We start from the raw sequence: 18,393 nt of genomic DNA on the forward strand, positions 1-18,393 counted from the left end.
AGGCACCCACAACAACCCTACTCAGGACTTGCTTCTGCGGGCCTTGAAGAACTCGCTGAGAATCGCCCCGCACTCCTCGGCCAACACGCCGCCCTCGAACAACACCCGGTGATTGAGAAAATCCTGGGTAAAGAACTGCCCCTGGCTCTGCACGATCCCGGCCTTGGGCTCCAGCGCGCCATAGACCACCCGCGCAATCCGCGAATGCACGATCAACCCGGCACACATGCTGCACGGCTCCAGGGTCACATACAACGTGCTACCCGGCAGCCGATAGTTGTCGAGCGCCCGGGCGGCGGCGCGGATGGCGACCATCTCGGCATGGGCACTCGGATCGCTGCCACTGATCGGGCAATTGAAACCCCGCCCGATGATCTCGCCGTTCTGCACCAGCACCGCGCCCACCGGCACCTCGCCCAGCAGCGCGCCCTGGGCGGCCAGCGCCAGGGCTTCACGCATGAAGTCCTGGTCACGACTGCGGTCGATGATCGGCGCGGGCCGTATCTGACGCATCAGACCACCTCGATGGCGGCCATCAGGCCGGTTTCCATATGATCGATCACATGGCAATGAAACATCCACACCCCCGGGTTATCCGCGACCAAAGCCACCCGCGCCCGCTCGTTCTTGCCCAGCAGGTAGGTGTCGGTGAAGTACGGCATGATCGCCTTGCGGTTCGAGGCGATGACCTTGAAGCTCATGCCGTGCAAATGGATCGGGTGCTGATACTGGGTCATGTTCTTCAATTCGAAAATATAGCTCTTGCCCTTCACCAGTCTGGCGATGGGCCGGTCGGCGCAGGTCTTGTCGGTGATGTCCCAGGCCTTGCCGTTGATCTGCCAGAGGCTCGGCGGGCGGCCATTATCGACGTTCACGGAAACCGAGCCAACCCATTCGAAATTGAAGTTGAGCTTCTCGGCATTCGCCAGGTCCGGCTCGGCCAGCGGATTGGCCGGCAAGGCCTCCGGCCAATCCGCCGGTGTGCCGCTGGCAGCCACGGAACGCAAGGTCGCCAGGCGCACCGGACCATTGCGCAGGGACAGCTCCTCGCCGGCCGGCGGCGCCTTGATCGCCAGGCAGATACGCATCCCCGGCCCCAGCCAGTATTCCTTGCCCAACGGACGCGGCTCGATCGGGTTGCCATCCAGCGCATAGATCCGCGCTTCGACACCCGGGATGTTGAGACGATAGGTCAGGGTATTATCGAGGTTGAGCAGGCGCACCCGGGTGATCTGCCCGGCCGGCAAGTCGACCACCGCCTGCGACAGGCCATTGACGGTCGACAGGCGCCCTGCCGTCCCGCCACGCGCGGCTTCACGGGGAATGCTGAAAGGCACGAAGGCGCCCTCTTCATCGACATGCCAGCTTTTCAGGCTCAAGGTGCGTTCGTGCTGGAAACCGCTGGGCTCACGTTCCTCGACAATCAGCGGACCGACCAGGCCGCGCCCCAGTTCTTCACTGCTGTTGACGTGGGGGTGATACCAGTAGCTGCCGGCGTCCGGGACGCGGAACTTGTAGTCGAAGTATTCGCCGGGCAACACCGGCAACTGCGATACGTAGGGCACGCCGTCCATTTCCAGCGGCAGGCGGATACCGTGCCAGTGAATGGTGGTGGCCACCGGCAGGTGGTTGATAAAGCGCACCCGCAGCCACTCGCCCTGGCGCACCCGCAACTCGGTGCCCGGCGCCGACGGACCAAAAGCCCAGGCCGGGGTTTGATGCCCGGCCACCAGCTCGACATCGAGGGGCGCGGCGATCAGTTCATAGTCATGGCCGGCATCGGCATCGGCCATTTTCCCCAACCAGTAACGCGATGCACCGCCGGCGCCAACGCCCACCACTGCAAGACCGGCCAGTCCACCGAGTATCTGTCGACGGGTAAAGGACATGAACGCAACCACCTCACCAATTCAGCCGCACGCCAGGACGCGCAAAAGGCGAATACGATACACCCGCAGTTGCGAAACAGTAAGAAAATCAGTCCAGCCCCAGTAACAGATGGGTCACGCCACCGGCCAATATCATCACTCCGGCGACCCCCGCCGCCCGCAACGCCGACTGATCGACCCGGGTACTGTCATTCAACGCCACCCGCAGGCGTGTCAGCGCCACGCGCTGGTGGGACTTGAGATTGCCCTCACCGCCCAGGGCCGCGACGATCTCCGGGCGCAATCCCTCCTCTGCCGGGGCAACCGGCGTACCCGCTTGGTCCGCCACCAGATCCGGCGTCAGGGCTTTCCAGAATGCCTGCTGAAATTTCTCGAACATGTTCAGTTCTCCAGGACCCGCGGCGACTGCGCCGTGGTGTGTTGATGATCGAGCAGGGCTTCACGCACCTGCCCGGCGTCTTCCAGGCCAAGAATCCGTTGCGCCAGCACCTGGCACTCGGTCAACTCGACCTCGCGGACCGCGGCCTTGATCGCCGGAATCAACGGCACGCTGACCGACAGTTCATCCACGCCCAAGCCCAGCAACACCGGTACCGCCAGCGCCTCGGAGGCCAGCGCGCCACACACGCTGACCGGCTTGCCATGGGCATGGGCGGCCTTCACGGTAGTGGCGATCAAGCGCAATACCGCCGGGTGCAGGCTGTCGGCCTGGCTCGCCAGTTGCGGGTGGTCGCGGTCCATGGCCAGGGTGTACTGGGTCAGGTCATTGGTGCCGATGGAAAAGAAGTCCACCTCGGGGGCGAACAGGTCGGCCATCATGGCCGCCGCCGGCACTTCGATCATGATTCCCAGTTTCGGCAGGGCCTTGAGCCCCAGAGCCAAGGCCTCATCCTCGAGGAACTGGCGCGCCTGCCGCAGCTCGGACAATTGGCTGATCATCGGCAGCATGATGTGCAGTTGCGTCAGCCCGGCACAGGCGAGAATCCCGCGCAATTGCTGGCGCAACAGCTCCGGACGTTGCAGGCACAGGCGAATCCCGCGCATGCCGAGGAAGGGGTTGGCCTCAGTGTCCATCGGCACGTAGGCCAGGGGCTTGTCGCCACCGACGTCGAGGGTGCGTACCACCAGGTTGCGCAGTGGTCCCAGGGCGCGGGCAATGGCCGAATAGGTCGCGGCCTGCTCTTCGACACTGGGTGCGCTCTGGCGCTCCAGATAGAGAAACTCGGAACGCAGCAGGCCGACCCCCTCACCGCCGAGGGTCAATGACTGCTCCACCTCTTGCAGCGAGGCGACGTTGGCGGTCACCTCGAAATGATGACCGTCACGGGTCCGCGCCGCCTCGCACGCTTGCTCCTTCTCGCGCAAATGACGCTGGCGTTGCTCCTGACGCTTGCTCAGCAGGCGCTGCACATCGGCCTCTTCCGGCATCAGGTGCAGGCGTCCGAGGTCGGCATCGAGCAAGACCTGGGTGCCCGCGGCCACCTTCAGGACCTCGGCGGGCAAGCCGCAGAGGGCCGGCAAACCGAACGCCCGGGCCAGGATCGCCACATGGCTGGTGGCCCCGCCAGCGACGGTGGCGAAGCCGAGGACCCGACGGGTATCGAGCGCGGCCGTTTGCGAAGGGGTCAGTTGCTCGGCAATCAGGATCGCGTCGTCCGGCAGTTCGGTGACCCGCTCCCGGACCCCGAGAATCAGCCGCAGCACGCGCTGGCCGACGTCTTTCAAATCCAGTGCGCGCTCGGCCAGCAAGCTGCTGCCCAGGCGCTCGAACAAGGCGCAGGTGTCCTCGGTGACCTGGCGCCAGGCGAACGCCGCGCTTTTACCCTGGCCGAGCAGGACCCGAGCCTGTTCCAACAGGCTCGGGTCTTCCAGCAACTCCTGATGCGCGCGGAAAATCTGCGCCTGGGCGCTGCCCTCGGCATTGTCCCGCAGCCGCTGCAAGGCCTGGGTCGCTTCGTCCAGGGCCCGTTCGAGCGATGCGCGCTCATGGGGCTCATCGGAACCGAACTCAGGAACTTCCAGCCGCTGTTCAGCCACCTGCACCACCCGACCGAAAGCCGAACCCGGCGACGCACAAACACCGCGCAACAAGGTCGGTGAGGATGTCTCGAGCACCGCAGGAATATCGATCACGGCCACGGGCTCGACCACCTCACCACACCCCTCGGCCAGCAGGGCCGCCAGCGCTTCGATGGCGGCCTGGGCATCCTCGCCCACCGCACTGACCTGCAATACGTCACCGCGTACCGTCTGCAAGGCCATGATCGCCACCAGGGACTTGGCATTCGCGCTGTCCTGGCGCCGATGCACAACGATGCTCGCGGCAAACCCCTTGGCCGCCTGGGCCAATACTGCCGCCGGGCGGGCGTGCAGGCCATTGGCATTGGGCAAGGTCACAGGGCCTGAGAACAACGCCTCGCCTTCCTCTTCCAGCACCGGCCCCGCCAATGACGGGGTGTGCTCGATCCCCATCAACGGCGCACCGCTTTCGATCAAACCGCTGGCCGGTGCCAACCGGGCAAATGTCTCGCCGCTGACCACCAACACCAGGGTCAGCAGACTGCGGGCGTGCAAGGCGATGTAGTCGGCATCGAACTCGATCAGCGCCTGCCCGGCCATCACCCGCTCGCCCTCACGGACCAGCGCGGTAAAACCCTTGCCCTGCAACTGCACGGTGTCCAGGCCGATATGCATCAGCACCTGCACGCCCTGATCGTCGGTCAGGCTGATGGCATGGCCGCTGGCCTGGAGATTGCTCACCACCCCGGCCAACGGGGCGCAGAGCACCGTGGAGGTCGGGTCGATGCAAAAACCATCGCCGATCATGCGACTGGAGAACACCGGATCAGGCACCTGATCCAGTTCGATCAGCACCCCGGACAGGGGCGCGAGCAGTTCCAGGGAAGAGGTTGCGGTCATGACATCACCTTTATCATTGTTCTTTGAAGCGCCGGCGCGGCGAAGGCCACGCCAGCATAGGACTTATTCCCACCAATACTCGACCTGCACACCGAAATTGGCGCCATGCAACGCGCTGCCAAACGCACCGCTATCGGACAATGCCGAGCCCGCCTCGAACTGGTTGGCGGCCCGCTGGGCCGCCGCGTTCCAACTGGCATAGGTGTAGTAGAGGCGTATCTCGGGCCGCGTCCAGAAATCCGGTCCTCGGGGGGACCAGGTGGGGGCGAAGGTAAACTTGCTGAGCTTGCGGGTGCCGCCCGGCGCCTCGATCTGGTCATGGCCCAGTTCGGTCACCAGCTTGAACTGCTCGGTAATGGCATAGGTCGGACGTACCCCCAGGGAGATCCAGTTCTGGTTCTGGCCGTCGGGACGGATATCCTTCTGGTACACCGCTTCGATCTGTCCGCCGAAACGCGGCGTCACCTGCCAATCGAAAAACTCGACGGCACGGTAGCTCTTGTTGCTGGCATCCAGGCTCGGATCGCCGGTATAGCCCAGCCCGGTACCCGGTCCCTCGCCGTATTGCAGGGCGAACTTGTTCTTGCCGCCGAGGAAGTTCTTCTGCACATGCTGCGCCGTGACGGCCCAGCCTTGATGGGTGTCGCGGCGATTCGGCGCGTCGAGGTAACTGGCACCGAACTCCAGCTCGCCATCGGTGTTGGTCTTGAAGCCGGCGACGTTGAAGTCGTGACGGTTGATATAGTCCTTCTGATACAGGTTGTCCTTGCGCGAAAAGGCATAGCTGTATTTCAAGTCGCCGATCTTCACATTCTCGATACCGCCGCCGGTGGCGCTCTGGTTCCAGTAGTAAAAGTCGGAAATATGGATGTCGTTACGCTTGTAGTAACGCCGCCCGGCCCACACCGAGCCGCCGTTGAGCGAGGGCAGGTTCGACCACTTGGCGAACATTTGCGGCATGCGCACCGTGCCGTTGTCGCCATCGAAACTGGGATTGTGATCGTACTTGTTGTACAGCGAAGCCATCCCGTCGACGCTGACCACCGAACCGTCATCAAGTTTCAGCAGGTCCTGGCGCAACTCAAGTTCCGCGTACTGTTCACATTCGTTACCCAGGCGATACTTGGACTCCGCGCCGGGCAAATGGAAGCAGCTTTGCGAGCCGCCATTGACCGAGTTGCCCATGCCGCTGCGCAAGTAGCCGGCGAACTCCAGGGCCTGGGCCGAGAACGGCAATCCCAGGCACACGCAAGACACCGCGAGACGACGATTTATTGTTGTTTTCATTGGCTCCCCCATTATTTTTATTGTGTAGTGCTTGTTGATTATCGGGCGCAGCTCTCCCGCGCACGATTTGATGCGAACAGCATTTAATGAACGAAACGTCTTACTTTTCTGACAGGTGCAGTACAAAAGATTCGTAAGGTTTCAGCGACAGACGTTGGCTACGCGGCAAGGCGTCGGCGTAGTTGCCGATCACCTGACGCTGACTCTGGCCGTCGATGAAAACGCCTTCGGGCAACACCACTTCGCAAGGCTCGGCATAGAAGTTGTTCACCACCAGCAGTCGCTCGCCCCGCCCTTCCCGCACATAGGCCCAGACCCGCGGATGTTCGGGCAGCAACTGGCGGTAGACACCGTCCACCATCAGCGCTTCGCTGCGCCGCAGACCGACCAGGGCGCGGTAGTGATGCAACACGGAGCCGGCATCGTCGAACTGTTGCTCGACGTTGATCTGGGCGGCGTTCGACGGCACGTCGATCCAGGGCTGTGCGCGGCTGAAACCGGCATTCGGCGCCGCGCTCCACTGCATCGGCGTACGGCCGTTGTCGCGGGATTTCTGCATGATCGCGGCCATGCCCAGGGCTTCGGACTCACCGGCTTCGCGCTTGAGCCGGTAGATGTTCAGGGTCTCGACATCACGGTACTGCTCGATGGACTCGAAGCCCGGATTGGTCATCCCCAGCTCTTCGCCTTGATAGATGTACGGCGTGCCCTGGAGGAAATGCAACGCGGTCGCGAGCATCTTCGCCGAGACGTCCCGGTATTCACCCTCATGACCGAAGCGCGAGACCACCCGCGGCTGGTCGTGGTTACACCAGAACAGCGCATTCCAGCCGCCACCGGCCTGCATGCCGGTCTGCCAGTCGGAGAGGATGCGCTTGAGCTCGAGGAAATCGAAATCGGCGCGGACCCATTTCTCCATGTTCGGGTAATCGACCTTCAGGTGGTGGAAGTTGAAGGTCATCGACAGCTCGCGGGACTCCGGGTTCGAATAACGGATGCAATGCGCAAGACTGGTGGAGGACATTTCGCCAACGTTGATCAGGTCATGGCCTTCGAAGACTTCGCGGTGCATTTCCTGCAGGTAGTCGTGTACGTTCGGACCGTCAGTGTAGAAACGGCGACCGTCGCTGGCGTCCTCGGGAAAGTCGGCCGGCTTGGAGATCAGGTTGATCACATCCAGGCGGAAACCGCCGACGCCCTTGTCGCGCCAGAAGCGCATCATCTTGAACACTTCCTGGCGCACCTGGGGATTGTCCCAATTCAGGTCGGCCTGGGTGTGGTCGAACAGGTGCAGGTAATACTGGCCGGTCTGGGCCTCGTACTCCCAGGCATTGCCGCCGAATTTCGACTGCCAGTTGTTCGGCTGGTCGCGCCAGATGTAGAAGTCGCGGTACGGGTTGTCGAGGCTGCTGCGGGCCTGGCGGAACCATTCGTGTTCGATCGAGGTGTGGTTGACCACGATATCGAGCATCAGCGTGATGCCGCGCTTGCCGGCTTCGGCGATCAGCAGATCGCAGTCGGCCATGGTCCCGTAGCTCGGGTCGACGGCGTAGTAGTCGCTGATGTCGTAGCCATTGTCGCGTTGCGGTGAGCGCAGGAACGGCGTGATCCACAGGCAGTCGACACCCAGCCACTTGAGGTAGTCGAGCTTGTCGACCACCCCCAGCAGATCGCCGGTGGCCTGGCCTGAGTGGCTGTAGAAACTTTTCGGATAGATCTGGTAGATCACCGAACGCTGCCAGTCTTGCATGGGTACTCCTGATACTTTCAGTCAACTTGAACCTGCGTACTCATGAACACCGCGAACCTGTAGGAGCAGAGCTTGCTCGCGAAGGGGCCCGCCAGATCGCTAGAAGCTTCGCGGGCCAGCTCCGCTCCCACACCAGCTCCGCTCCTACAAGGGGCCGTGTTCAACCAGCCCGACACCTTCAGGCGACGCGGTAGCCGGGGCGGATGATTTTCATGCTCAACCCGCAGGTCAGCAGGAACGGCACGACCATGGCGATAACCATGCCGACGATGAACGTCGGGATGTATTGCGGAATGATCGAGATGAAACCGGGCAAGCCACCCACGCCGATGGCCGAGGCCTGGACCTTGTTCAGCGAGAGGAAAATGCTGCCCAGCGCCGAACCGATCAGCGCGGCATAGAACGGAAACTTGTAGCGCAGGTTGACGCCGAACATCGCCGGCTCCGTGATGCCGAAGTAGGCGGAGATCGCCGAGGTCGAGGCCATGCTGCGGTCCCGCGCATTGCGGCTCATGTAGAACACCGCGAGTGCCGCACTGCCCTGGGCCAGGTTGGACATGACGATCATCGGCCAGATGAAGGTGCCGCCCTGGGTGGAGATCAGTTGCAGGTCCACCGCGAGGAACATGTGGTGCATGCCGGTGATCACCAATGGCGCGTAGAGCAGGCCGAAGATCGCGCCGCCGAGCACCGGTGCCACGTTGAACAGCATGACCACGCCTTCGGTGATCAGGATGCCCAGATGACGGGTCACCGGACCGATGATCGCCAGGGCCAGTACACCGGTGACAACGATGGTGGTAATCGGCACCACCAACAATTGAATGGCATTCGGCACCCGTGCCCGCAGCCACTTCTCGATCACGCTCATGACATAGGCGGCCATCAGGATCGGCAGGATCTGGCCCTGGTAACCGACCTTCTCGATGCGGAACCAGCCGAAGATATCGAAGTACGGCAGGCTCTGGCCGTCCAGGCCGGCGACCGCCTTGCCGTAGTTCCAGGCATTGAGCAGATCGGGGTGCACCAGCATCAGGCCGAGCACGATGCCGAGGATTTCACTGCCGCCAAAACGCTTGGCCGCCGACCAGCCGACCAGGGCCGGGAGGAACACGAAGGAGGTGTTGGCCATCAGGTTGATCAGGCTCCATACGCCGTCCAGCGACGGGTAGGCCTCGAGCAAGGTCTTGCCTTCGATGAACATGCCCTTGGCGCCCATGAGGTTGTTCACCCCCATCAGCAGACCGGCAATGATCAGCGCCGGCAGGATCGGCATGAACACATCGGAGAACACCCGCACCAGACGCTGTACGGCGTTGATCTTGTCGGCGCTTTTCTGCTTGACGTCGGCGATGGTCGAGGCGGCCAGCCCGGTGATCTCGCGCAAGGCGGCGTAGACCCGCTCCACTTCCCCCGGACCGATGACGATCTGGAACAAGCCGCCGGTGAAGAAGGTACCTTTCACCAGGTCGATATTGGCCAGCGCGGCCTTGTCGACCCGGCTCGGGTCCTTGAGGGCCAGGCGCAGACGGGTGACACAGTGAGCGGCCTGCTCGAGGTTCTCGGCGCCACCGAGGCCTTGCAGCAGCTCGCGGGCGATATTCGGATAGTCGTGGCTCATGCTTTTCTTCCACTGTTTCTTGTTATTGGAGGGTGTTGGCAGCACACAGGAATGAAAAATACTCGTCTGTACGAGTTAAAGCAACAACTCGTACAGACGAGTTTGGGGTTTATCGGTAAAAGATCCGACAAATGGACAAAGTTTCGACCTGCCCTTAAGGTTCAAGGTCCCAGGACATCGCGTCGGCTACCCTGTTGGCGAGTACTTTCGATCCAGAGCGACCAGCATGAGCAAATACAACCAGATCTACAGTGATCTGCTTGCCAGCATTACCACAGAGCAATTGGAAAAAGGCGCCCGGCTGCCGTCGGAAACCGAACTGATGGACAGCTACCAGGCCAGCCGCGGCACCGTGCGCAAGGCCATCGAGCAATTGCAGGAGCGCGGTTTCGCGCAGAAGATCCATGGCAAGGGCACCTTCGTGCTGTCCCGCAGCCCGATCGAGTTTCAATTGGGCGGCATCGTCAGCTTCCAGGAAGCCCACTCCAGCCTAGGCAGCAATATCGGCACCGAAGTGGTGGAGTTCAGCGAGATCGCCCTTGAAGGCTCGCTTCAGGAGCGCCTGGATGCCGAGCCGGGCAGCCCGGTGATTCGCATCAAGCGGGTGCGGCGCATCGACGGCAAGCGGATCATCCTCGACATCAACTATTTCGTCGCCGACCGGATTCCCGGCCTGACCCGGGAAATCGCCGAACAGTCGATCTATGCCTATATCGAGAAAACCCTGCAACTGAGCATCAGCTTCGCCCAGCGCACCATCGAGGCGGCCCGTTGCAGCCGGGACGACCTGCTGCACCTGGACCTGGATGGGGCCAGCCATGTGATCGTGGTGAAGAACCAGACGTTTTTGCAGGACGGCCGGCAGTTCGAATACACCGAGTCGCGGCACACCCTGGACAAGTTCTACTTCTCGGATGTGGCAAGGCGCTGAGCCGCTGGCACCGGCCGACTCACAGCACCAGCGCCAGCCACTCGGGATTGACCACACCGAGCTTGCTGGTGGCCTTGGTGAGATTGATATCCTGGGCAGCCTGCGCGGTTTCAATCATTCGGGGCTCAAGGTCATAGCCGCGGCCTTCGAGCCAGCCCAGGACTTCCGCCAGGTGCCAGACGGAAGCGCTGCCTTCGTGGACCGCCAACGGGAATGACGCACCGTGACCCAGCATGAGCTTGCGCATGTTCTGCCGCGAAACACCGATGATCTCGGCGATATCCGAAAGGCCGACCAGATCAGGTACAACTTCGATAAGGCGAGCATCGGGGATGGCGCGCTTGACGTCCTGCAAGGCACTAAGCAATGCCTGAGCGGCGCTGTCGGCATCCCGAGAGAACTTCAGCGCCAGCCTTCCAGGGATTCCGCAGCCGATCAGTGAATCATCGCAACCGCACTCAAACAAGCGCTCAATCAATACATCCGGATCGTTGTTCTGCTCCGATAGCTGGTACCTCAGGGTGAATTCATACTCCATGGTTCTACTCCTTGGGAGAAGCGATCAGGGGATCGCCATTAGCGTGGTTGATGACACAACCATCAACCACCCGCTGCAAATTGCGGGCATGACTGATCAGGTCTCGCGGCGTACTCCATATGCTGGTGATACAGTGATCCTGGCAACGGCACAGCCCACTGTGAAGCGGGCAGTACATCCTGCCCCAGGCATGCGAACCGCCCACCTTGATTCGCCAGCCAAGTTCCTCTGCATGACGCAGAACCTTCTCGATCTCCTTGATCGGGTGTCTTGCTCTAGCCATCCATAGCCTCCAGTCTTGCTCCAAGCGCATAGGTTGTCAACTGACAACCAAATCCATTTATCGACAAAAAATGACTCGATTAGCACCTCGATTCGGTGCTGGTTTCTTGAGTGTAGGGAGACAAAAAACCTCGGTAGATCAATGTACTTGCGAGGTATTGCGAGGGCAGGCGAGGTAATTTTTCTTATGATCTGAAACGACAAAGGCGGTCGATACTGAGGTATCGACCGCCTTTGCTTCAATGCTTGAGGCTTACATCACGCGAGAATCATTCCCACTCAATCATCAACAGATAATTAAAATCCTTTAAATACAAGTAGATAAAAATAAACTGCCAAACCAAACCATGAAAAACGCCATGCCCAATAAAAGCCTCTTAAGGCAACTCTCCGCTTGCCTCTGCACCCATATCATTCATCGCAGCTAGCTGATTCACCAGAATGGCCAACTCAGCCAAATCGCCATCGCGGCGGACCTCAGCAAGAAGTGCTGCTGCATAAGACGGATCAGCTTGAAAAAGCTCGGCCATAGCCTCTGCGTGAGTTCTATCTTTCATCATGCGCCTCAAACTATTGTGCTGCAGCAAGGCCTATGGGGCCAAACGGGCAAAGGCCCACACTGGATACTGATGTGCTGTACCAAGTTGCGCACCCGGCATCAACTGAGTTTACTCAGCAGGTCATACCTTGGACAGACCAGCATCGATGCGGAAAAAAGCCCGTCATAACCATGAGCTGTCTGACCCTGGCTCTGGCTCTGGCTCTGGTAAAGTCGGGCGCTCAGCAGTTCGGTATGCTGGTCAACGCCGCAGTCAGTTTAGCGTAGCGGGTGTTGAGCCAGTCGCATACTATCTTGCCCGGCTTGCAGGCTCGGCCATCGCTGACTGCGCCTAGCCTTTGCCGTAGCCGCCAGAGTATCATTCGGACACAGCATCAATGAGTACTATGTCGAGTAATGCCCTTCAACTTTGAACCGGGAAAGCTATCCAGCTTTATGTGAATTCATCAGCATCGACATAGCAGTGTAATCATACTACATGATGGCAGGACGCCAAATAGAGGACGCAATGAAAGTATTTATTAGTTGGAGCGGTAAACGCAGCAAGGCGTTGGCTGTTGCTTTAAAGGATTGGCTACCTCTTATTCTTCAATATGCGAAACCTTGGGTATCCGACAAAGATATTTCTGGTGGCGATCGCTGGGCGCAGGCTATTTCCAACGAGCTTGAGACCTCAAATTTTGGCATCCTTTGTATAACTCCAGAGAACTTAACATCAGAATGGATTCTGTTTGAAGCTGGAGCGCTATCTAAGTCGATGATTGATGCAAAGGTCATCCCACTTCTCTGGGGTCTTGAACTTAGTGATCTCAGTGGTCCACTCGCTCAATTCCAAGCACTTAAGGTCGACCTGCATGGAATGTTGAATGTGGCTAAGGCAATCAACGCCGTGGCCGAAAACAAGGCAGCAGACACAACTGTTGAACAACTCGTTCCTGCACTTTGGCCACAACTACAACAGAAACTTGATGCGATCCCAGACAAAGAAGCATCAGAAAAACATATGCGCCCTCAAACTGAAATTCTAGAAGATCTAGTTTCCCAAGTTCGAGGACTTGGGACGCGTATGCGTGATTTCGATCCAGAACTAATAGATCGAGGCATTCGCAATCCTAACATGCGATATCGCGACAATGACCCACGCATGCTAGATGAAGTAATGCATATATTAATGACGCGCAAAACCGACATGTCGCTGCTAATACTAGCAGGTTTCGTGCGAGATCGGATGCCTTGGCTCGCAGAAGTTTTAGTTGAGGCCCATCGCGACCTGAAAACCGCCACGCCGGAACAAGCTCGAGAAATTGCTCAAAACGTAATGAGCTTAGCGAAACTGACTAGCCGTGGCCCCTTGGGCGAACTCCTGATGGGCCGAACAAAATCGGATAAAATGCTAATGATGGAGCTCCCTCACTATATCGACCGGGCACTTTCTATCAGGCTCGACCCTAGAAATATCTTGGAAGACGATGACCCAGATCACGGACCTAACAAAAAAGAGTGAAGCTCTAAGATACAGCCAGTGCCGCAAAGCGCTTGAGTGACACTGCCACAATCACTTGATTAAAAGTTATACTCCTTAATGTAAGTACGTTTTTTGAATACGCCCTACCCCATACCTCATGAGTTAGGGTTGCCAACAATTCAATTCGAACCATTAGTGCCCAATAATAGTCTGCAATCTAGCTTGCAAAGCAACTGCAAGCTCAGCTATTCCTTGAGCATTACCATGATAACGAATAAATCGAAGGTGCCGCAGATCAAACGGTATGTCATGCTCAGCTTGAGCTATTAATATGACATCCCTACCTAATGTATGCGCAATGCCAGCCTCGTAAAACACATTAGGATTTCTTCCTGTGCAGTCGCAAACCACAATGCGCGATCTGTCTATCAAGGCGACTACATCCTGAATTATGGAAGGATTTTCCCAGATATCGTCGGCACGTCGACAACGCAAACCAACACCAGCAGCAGCTGACTGAATGCCTGTGAAAACAGCATCAAATGCAGCATCAAATGGCATCATTACAGACACCAACATCGCTTCAATACTCTCGTGCTCAGCAATCTGAAACACCGCTGGCCTTTGACGCCTCGGCCTGACTGCTCGAAGTAAAAACCGATAAAGATCTATATCTTTTACAGCCCAATGTTTTCGAGAGAACTCGAAATCTCTTGGCATATCCAACTCCATTCTATGCTCGTATATAAAGCTATTCAGAAAAGGTGGCACCTCACTATCCATAGAGTATTCAAAAGATATATCCCCGCCGATTACTCTCGCTCTATTTACTTGCCCAACATAAGCAATCTCATCACTCGTACCTTCTTGCATAAATAGACAAGGAAGAGCTAGAAGCTTATCAAGCACAGGTAGATTATTTTCTTTAAACTGGGCCGACACATGAGTCTCCGTATACTCAAACACCCGACTGACCTCTATCGTGCCCCGGCCTGTACCCCACTCAACAGATCTCATAATAAGATTAAACATATTACCTCCTCTGACTATCCAATTCCTGACAGCAGCTTATTACACATCTTTCCTTGCAACCCACTGTGTGTGTTCCCGAGAGAACGCATTTTCCGCATCACCTACGAATATGGAGAATTTTTCGTCATTACTAGGAAGCTGCGCTTCTTCTTTTACAAGACCAATTTCATGAGCTGTTAAAGAGTACGATGCCGCCAGCTCGGAGAAACGCTTTGCCTGCATCCAGCTTAAAATGCTTGCTGCCCCAGCTACGAATACGTCAGTCGGCCAGAAAGGAACCTCCACATTAGCCACCCTGACCACAGCGCAAACTACTGCAAATGTATTGATAACTATTAGAGCCCAGAAAAAATACTGCGCTCTTCTACGATTAAACTTAGCCTTATTGGCATACCATTTATGCTGATCATTGATTCTGCTTTTTAAGTAAGTAGCTTTACGATCTTCTAGTGACTGGTCTCTCATTCTTTCCATCAAGGGAGAAATCTGAGTCCCATCCAAGTGATCGGTCAAAGCGCGACAGACTTCCCTATTCTGCTCAATGACAGCCTTCAATGTTTGACGAAAATCTTTTCGAGCGACATCATTATCACCCTGAAATGGCTCAGCTCGACATACATAACGCCAAGTTATCGTTTTAATGGACTCTGCGACCGCTCTACCTCCGTACCAAAGCTTTTCAGGCCGAACATTAAAGAGGTAGATTGAGCAAGCTAATGCCGCTAATAGCGCAAATACCTGCAAAGCAGCTACACTCCAATGAGGAATGCTTACAATTGATAGGATCGCTGCAACAACTAAAGTCAAAAGATGGAATCTCAACGCAGTAAAAAAATGTGATTGCGACTTTAATGAAAGCTCATTAGCGGAGCGGTACAGCGCCGGAAAATCTTTCTCATCCATAAATTATACCTACTCACTTATATCCGAGGCGCTTGTAAATTTCGTCTTTATAATGCCAATCATTATCAGGTTGCCTTGTCCAATTCTCTAACGCATGAGCAACAATTTTCGGGGAAAACGGAACAAATACCGCGCCTATATTTCTAATAATAGGCGGGCATCTAGCGTCTACCACACTACGCAAACCATCCAAATTTATACCTATAATCCTACACTTTTTCTCTAATGCAACTTCCATTTCCCAACGTACATACTTGTGCTTACTTCGAGTATCCGCGCCTATAAGCACCGCAAACGTCCCTGCCATATCTATCCGCTCACGACATTTACGCTTTATATATGCCTCATCATGGGAGTTTATCTCCTGAGAAAGCTGACAGTTAACAAAGTTGAAATCAATATGATCATGTTCTTTCCAAGCTAGCATCAATCGATAATAGTGAATATCCGTGCTACTAAATCCTATAAATGTTCTCGGCAACCCCATTATCCCTTCCCCCTACCTATCGAAAAGCCCATTTTCCGGGGCAACTGGACGACTTTAACTCCATACAGGCTTAATGCCACGTATTTTTTGGATACGCGCAATCCAAATCTGAGGCACGGACTTGATCCTCGGTTGTCGGCCAGCTTGGCTTAGAGTCCCTAGCCCCCCCCGATGGCTGACGATCCATCAGTGGACACGATGATGGCCATCTGCTATTTTTTTGACCACGTAGGCGGGGGTAAAAGCCATACACATTGCCCCCCAACCTATGCATGGCTGGCACGTCGCAAGATGGTACTACCGAGTCACTAATTTTTGTCATATGCGCGAATGTCTCGTCGGTAGCTCCCGCTAGGAAGCATCGATTTACCTAAGAAATACTCATCAATGAGGGATCACAGATGGCTAAGCATAAGGTTTTTATCAGCTACGACCATTCGGAAGACGCGCTGTACAAACGTCTGCTTCAAGCATGGGATGCAAATGATAAATTTGACTTCGAGTTCGATAGTCGTGGTCCCGATGTAGCAATCAATAGTACCGAAGCCTCGGTAATCCAGGCGTCACTTACCAAGATGATGAAAAGCGCAACGCACATCCTCGTAATCGTCGGAGCTAAAAGTCATGAAAGTGACTGGATCACTTGGGAAATTGATCGCGCTAAACAATCAGATACTAATCTTAAACTTGCCGCTATCAAACTCGAGAAAGCAAATAAAACGCCTCCCGGCCTATTGAACGTCGGCACCGCGTGGGCTACAAGTTTCACTCTGGAGCGCATTATCGATGCTTTGGATAACGCAACGAATAGCTATTGATTGACAATAAGCACATACATCGGTGATCCACTTTACTTTATAGCGTGACACCGATGTAGCTGAGTGAGCAATAGATTGATGCTGAAAGCTAAAATTATTGATGCCAAAGATACTAGAAAAGTGTGTTTTGTGATTATGGGATTCGGAAAGAAAACGGATTTCGAGACCGGAAGAACATTAGACCTGAACGCTACCTACGAAGCTATCATCGAGCCAGCAGTGACCAATCAGGGGCTTCGTTGCATTCGAGCAGATGAGAAAGTTCACTCAGGCATTATCGACGTTGAGATGTACGATCAACTTCTACGAGCAGACCTAGTAATAGCGGACATTTCCACGGGCAACGTGAACGCGGTTTATGAACTAGGCGTTCGTCACGCGTTACGTCCAAACTCAACCATTATTATGACTGAGGACAAAGGTAAACTTTACTTTGATCTCAACCACACAAATACCTTCAAATACTCCCACTTCGGTGAGGACATAGGCGTGCGGGAAGCTAGAAGAGCAGTCCCTGCATTAGAGGAGCTAATTTCAGCATCCTTAACCTCTGATCGACCGGACAGCCCGGTTTATACCTATCTGCCGAAACTCCAACGGCCTCGATTGACTGATGAGCAATATGCAGAATTACTGGATGAGGCGGAAGCCGCTCAGCAAAGGCTGTTTCACTACATGCACACAGGCGAGCGGCTGCTGAAAGCTAGTGATCATATAGGCGCAAGCAAGGCGTTTGCTGCCGCTGAAGCGATGAAGCCTGGCGAGCCAGATATAGTCCAGAAACTGGCACTTACGACTTATAAGGCGATGCTTCCTACTGAAGTTGACGCTCTTTTGGAAGCCGGTCGCATTTTGGAGGTGTTGGATCCTGCAGGTTCAAATGATCCAGAGACGTTGGGCATCGCTGGCGCGATTCGCAAAAGGCTTTGGTTACTGACCAAGGAGCGTGAATATCTGGATCTGGCGATACGATACTATGGCCGCGGTTACGAAGTACGCAGGGATTACTATAACGGAGAAAATCTGGCGCTCTGCCTCGAGTACAGGGGGCTCGTGCAGGATGACGCGGCGGAAACCAAATACGATTTTATGAGTGCGCATAAAGCGCGCACGGCTATCGTAGAGGCCCTCCAGGAAATCATTCGATCTGGAGATTTTTACGACAGACCGGACAAGCGCTGGATATATGCGACTCAATCAAATGCTTTGTTAGCACTAGGTGATCTCGAACAGGCTGAGCAGAACGAACATCTCTTCCGAGTGGCAGTAACCGCCACTTGGGAAGTGGAAACCTTTGAGTGCAGTAAGGCCGAGATTTTGTCCATGAGAGAAGTGAGAGCTGCAAATGCCTGATTATCTCACTCGTGGTGATATTGACCGGATACGTGACAACGCCGGCCGCAGTGTTTACAACAAGAAACTATACGCGGCACAACGTCGAGCACCGGACGGATTTACCTTCTTATCTCATTCGTCTAAGGATAACGAATTAGTCCCCGCTGTGATTACGATTCTTGAAGGACACGGTGCTCGAGTCTACGTCGATACCAAAGATCCGACATTGCAGTCTCACTCCGGACGGGAGGTGGCCATACAGCTTCGCTCCCGGATTCAGAAGTGCAGGAAATTCATTGTTTTTGTCACGGAGAATGTCAAAAACAGCAAATGGGTACCTTGGGAATTGGGGCTGTCGGATGGGTATAAACGTCCTAGAAATACCTTGATCTTTCCAAGTGTAGAAAACGCGTCTGGACGGTTGTATGTCTGGCCAAAAATCGGCAACCCCAGGTATACACGTGGTCGGCTGGTACGAAAATGCAATGCTTCATGGTGAGTGGATTGTCCGCCCCAACAACACCGACCAGCGACAGCAAATTTTCCCCCATCCTGCTTACGACTGGTCATATTGCAT

General features: G+C 56.1%; 18 protein-coding genes. 5 read left to right on the forward strand and 13 right to left on the reverse strand.

Translation table 11 applies throughout. From position 1 onward, the window contains the following. Positions 1–21: 21 nt before the first annotated feature. The 7 genes from tadA to treP form a co-directional block, all read right to left on the reverse strand. A complete protein-coding gene (gene tadA / locus M5B99_RS03830) occupies positions 22–513 on the reverse strand; it encodes a tRNA adenosine(34) deaminase TadA (protein ID WP_248802719.1) in 492 nt (163 codons plus the stop codon). Then, positions 513–1,889 carry a multicopper oxidase family protein gene (locus M5B99_RS03835; protein WP_248802720.1) on the reverse strand — a complete coding sequence of 459 codons (1,377 nt, stop codon included), beginning with the start codon at positions 1,887–1,889 and terminating at the stop codon, positions 513–515. The genes tadA and M5B99_RS03835 overlap by 1 nt, the downstream gene beginning before the upstream one ends. An 88-nt stretch (positions 1,890–1,977) precedes the next feature. Then, positions 1,978–2,268: a PTS transporter subunit EIIB gene (locus tag M5B99_RS03840; protein WP_248802721.1), complete on the reverse strand. Its 291-nt coding sequence runs from the start codon at positions 2,266–2,268 to the stop codon at positions 1,978–1,980. A gap of 2 nt (positions 2,269–2,270) precedes the next feature. After that, positions 2,271–4,808 carry a phosphoenolpyruvate--protein phosphotransferase gene (gene ptsP, locus M5B99_RS03845; protein WP_248802722.1) on the reverse strand — a complete coding sequence of 846 codons (2,538 nt, stop codon included), beginning with the start codon at positions 4,806–4,808 and terminating at the stop codon, positions 2,271–2,273. Between the two features lie 63 nt (positions 4,809–4,871). Further along, positions 4,872–6,095: a maltoporin gene (locus M5B99_RS03850; protein ID WP_248802723.1), complete on the reverse strand. Its 1,224-nt coding sequence runs from the start codon at positions 6,093–6,095 to the stop codon at positions 4,872–4,874. Between the two features lie 100 nt (positions 6,096–6,195). Continuing rightward, positions 6,196–7,845, reverse strand: a complete 1,650-nt coding sequence (gene treC, locus M5B99_RS03855; protein WP_248802724.1) for an alpha,alpha-phosphotrehalase — start codon at positions 7,843–7,845, stop codon at positions 6,196–6,198. A 178-nt stretch (positions 7,846–8,023) separates the two neighbouring features. Then, on the reverse strand, positions 8,024–9,466 hold the full coding sequence (treP, locus tag M5B99_RS03860) for a PTS system trehalose-specific EIIBC component (RefSeq protein WP_248802725.1): 1,443 nt from the start codon (positions 9,464–9,466) through the stop codon (positions 8,024–8,026). Positions 9,467–9,692: 226 nt separating this feature from the next. Between treP and treR the strand changes: the two genes are divergently transcribed. Further along, positions 9,693–10,397: a trehalose operon repressor gene (treR, locus tag M5B99_RS03865; RefSeq protein WP_248802726.1), complete on the forward strand. Its 705-nt coding sequence runs from the start codon at positions 9,693–9,695 to the stop codon at positions 10,395–10,397. A gap of 19 nt (positions 10,398–10,416) precedes the next feature. On the opposite strand, the gene M5B99_RS03870 is transcribed toward treR, so the two are convergent. The 3 genes from M5B99_RS03870 to M5B99_RS03880 form a co-directional block, all read right to left on the reverse strand. Next, positions 10,417–10,935 carry a helix-turn-helix transcriptional regulator gene (locus tag M5B99_RS03870; protein ID WP_248802727.1) on the reverse strand — a complete coding sequence of 173 codons (519 nt, stop codon included), beginning with the start codon at positions 10,933–10,935 and terminating at the stop codon, positions 10,417–10,419. Positions 10,936–10,939: 4 nt separating this feature from the next. After that, the gene (locus M5B99_RS03875; protein WP_248802728.1) at positions 10,940–11,218 is read right to left on the reverse strand and encodes a hypothetical protein; all 279 of its coding nucleotides are present in this window, start codon (positions 11,216–11,218) and stop codon (positions 10,940–10,942) included. 376 nt (positions 11,219–11,594) lie between these two features. Beyond that, positions 11,595–11,774 carry a hypothetical protein gene (locus M5B99_RS03880; protein ID WP_248802785.1) on the reverse strand — a complete coding sequence of 60 codons (180 nt, stop codon included), beginning with the start codon at positions 11,772–11,774 and terminating at the stop codon, positions 11,595–11,597. A gap of 510 nt (positions 11,775–12,284) precedes the next feature. On the opposite strand from M5B99_RS03880, the gene M5B99_RS03885 reads away from it, so the two are divergent. Further along, a complete protein-coding gene (locus M5B99_RS03885) occupies positions 12,285–13,280 on the forward strand; it encodes a toll/interleukin-1 receptor domain-containing protein (RefSeq protein WP_248802729.1) in 996 nt (331 codons plus the stop codon). 153 nt (positions 13,281–13,433) lie between these two features. On the opposite strand, the gene M5B99_RS03890 is transcribed toward M5B99_RS03885, so the two are convergent. From M5B99_RS03890 to M5B99_RS03900, 3 genes are read right to left on the reverse strand one after another with little or no spacing between them, the layout of a single operon-like run. Next, entirely contained in the window at positions 13,434–14,273 is an 840-nt protein-coding gene (locus tag M5B99_RS03890; RefSeq protein ID WP_248802730.1) for a hypothetical protein, read from the reverse strand. 39 nt (positions 14,274–14,312) lie between these two features. After that, positions 14,313–15,176, reverse strand: a complete 864-nt coding sequence (locus tag M5B99_RS03895; protein ID WP_248802731.1) for a DUF4231 domain-containing protein — start codon at positions 15,174–15,176, stop codon at positions 14,313–14,315. 13 nt (positions 15,177–15,189) lie between these two features. After that, positions 15,190–15,663 (reverse strand): TIR domain-containing protein, encoded by a 474-nt coding sequence (locus tag M5B99_RS03900; RefSeq protein WP_248802732.1) that lies wholly within the window; start codon positions 15,661–15,663, stop codon positions 15,190–15,192. 401 nt (positions 15,664–16,064) lie between these two features. On the opposite strand from M5B99_RS03900, the gene M5B99_RS03905 reads away from it, so the two are divergent. The 3 genes from M5B99_RS03905 (at position 16,065) to M5B99_RS03915 (ending at position 18,315) form a co-directional block, all read left to right on the forward strand. Next, the gene (locus M5B99_RS03905; RefSeq protein ID WP_248802733.1) at positions 16,065–16,481 is read left to right on the forward strand and encodes a TIR domain-containing protein; all 417 of its coding nucleotides are present in this window, start codon (positions 16,065–16,067) and stop codon (positions 16,479–16,481) included. A gap of 78 nt (positions 16,482–16,559) precedes the next feature. Next, entirely contained in the window at positions 16,560–17,834 is a 1,275-nt protein-coding gene (locus M5B99_RS03910) for a DUF4071 domain-containing protein (protein ID WP_248802734.1), read from the forward strand. Then, positions 17,827–18,315 (forward strand): toll/interleukin-1 receptor domain-containing protein, encoded by a 489-nt coding sequence (locus M5B99_RS03915; protein WP_248802735.1) that lies wholly within the window; start codon positions 17,827–17,829, stop codon positions 18,313–18,315. The genes M5B99_RS03910 and M5B99_RS03915 overlap by 8 nt, the downstream gene beginning before the upstream one ends. The last annotated feature ends 78 nt before the right edge of the window (positions 18,316–18,393 follow it).

The sequence above is a fragment of the Pseudomonas sp. MWU13-2100 genome, from assembly GCF_023242365.1.
In the GTDB taxonomy this organism is placed as follows: domain Bacteria; phylum Pseudomonadota; class Gammaproteobacteria; order Pseudomonadales; family Pseudomonadaceae; genus Aquipseudomonas.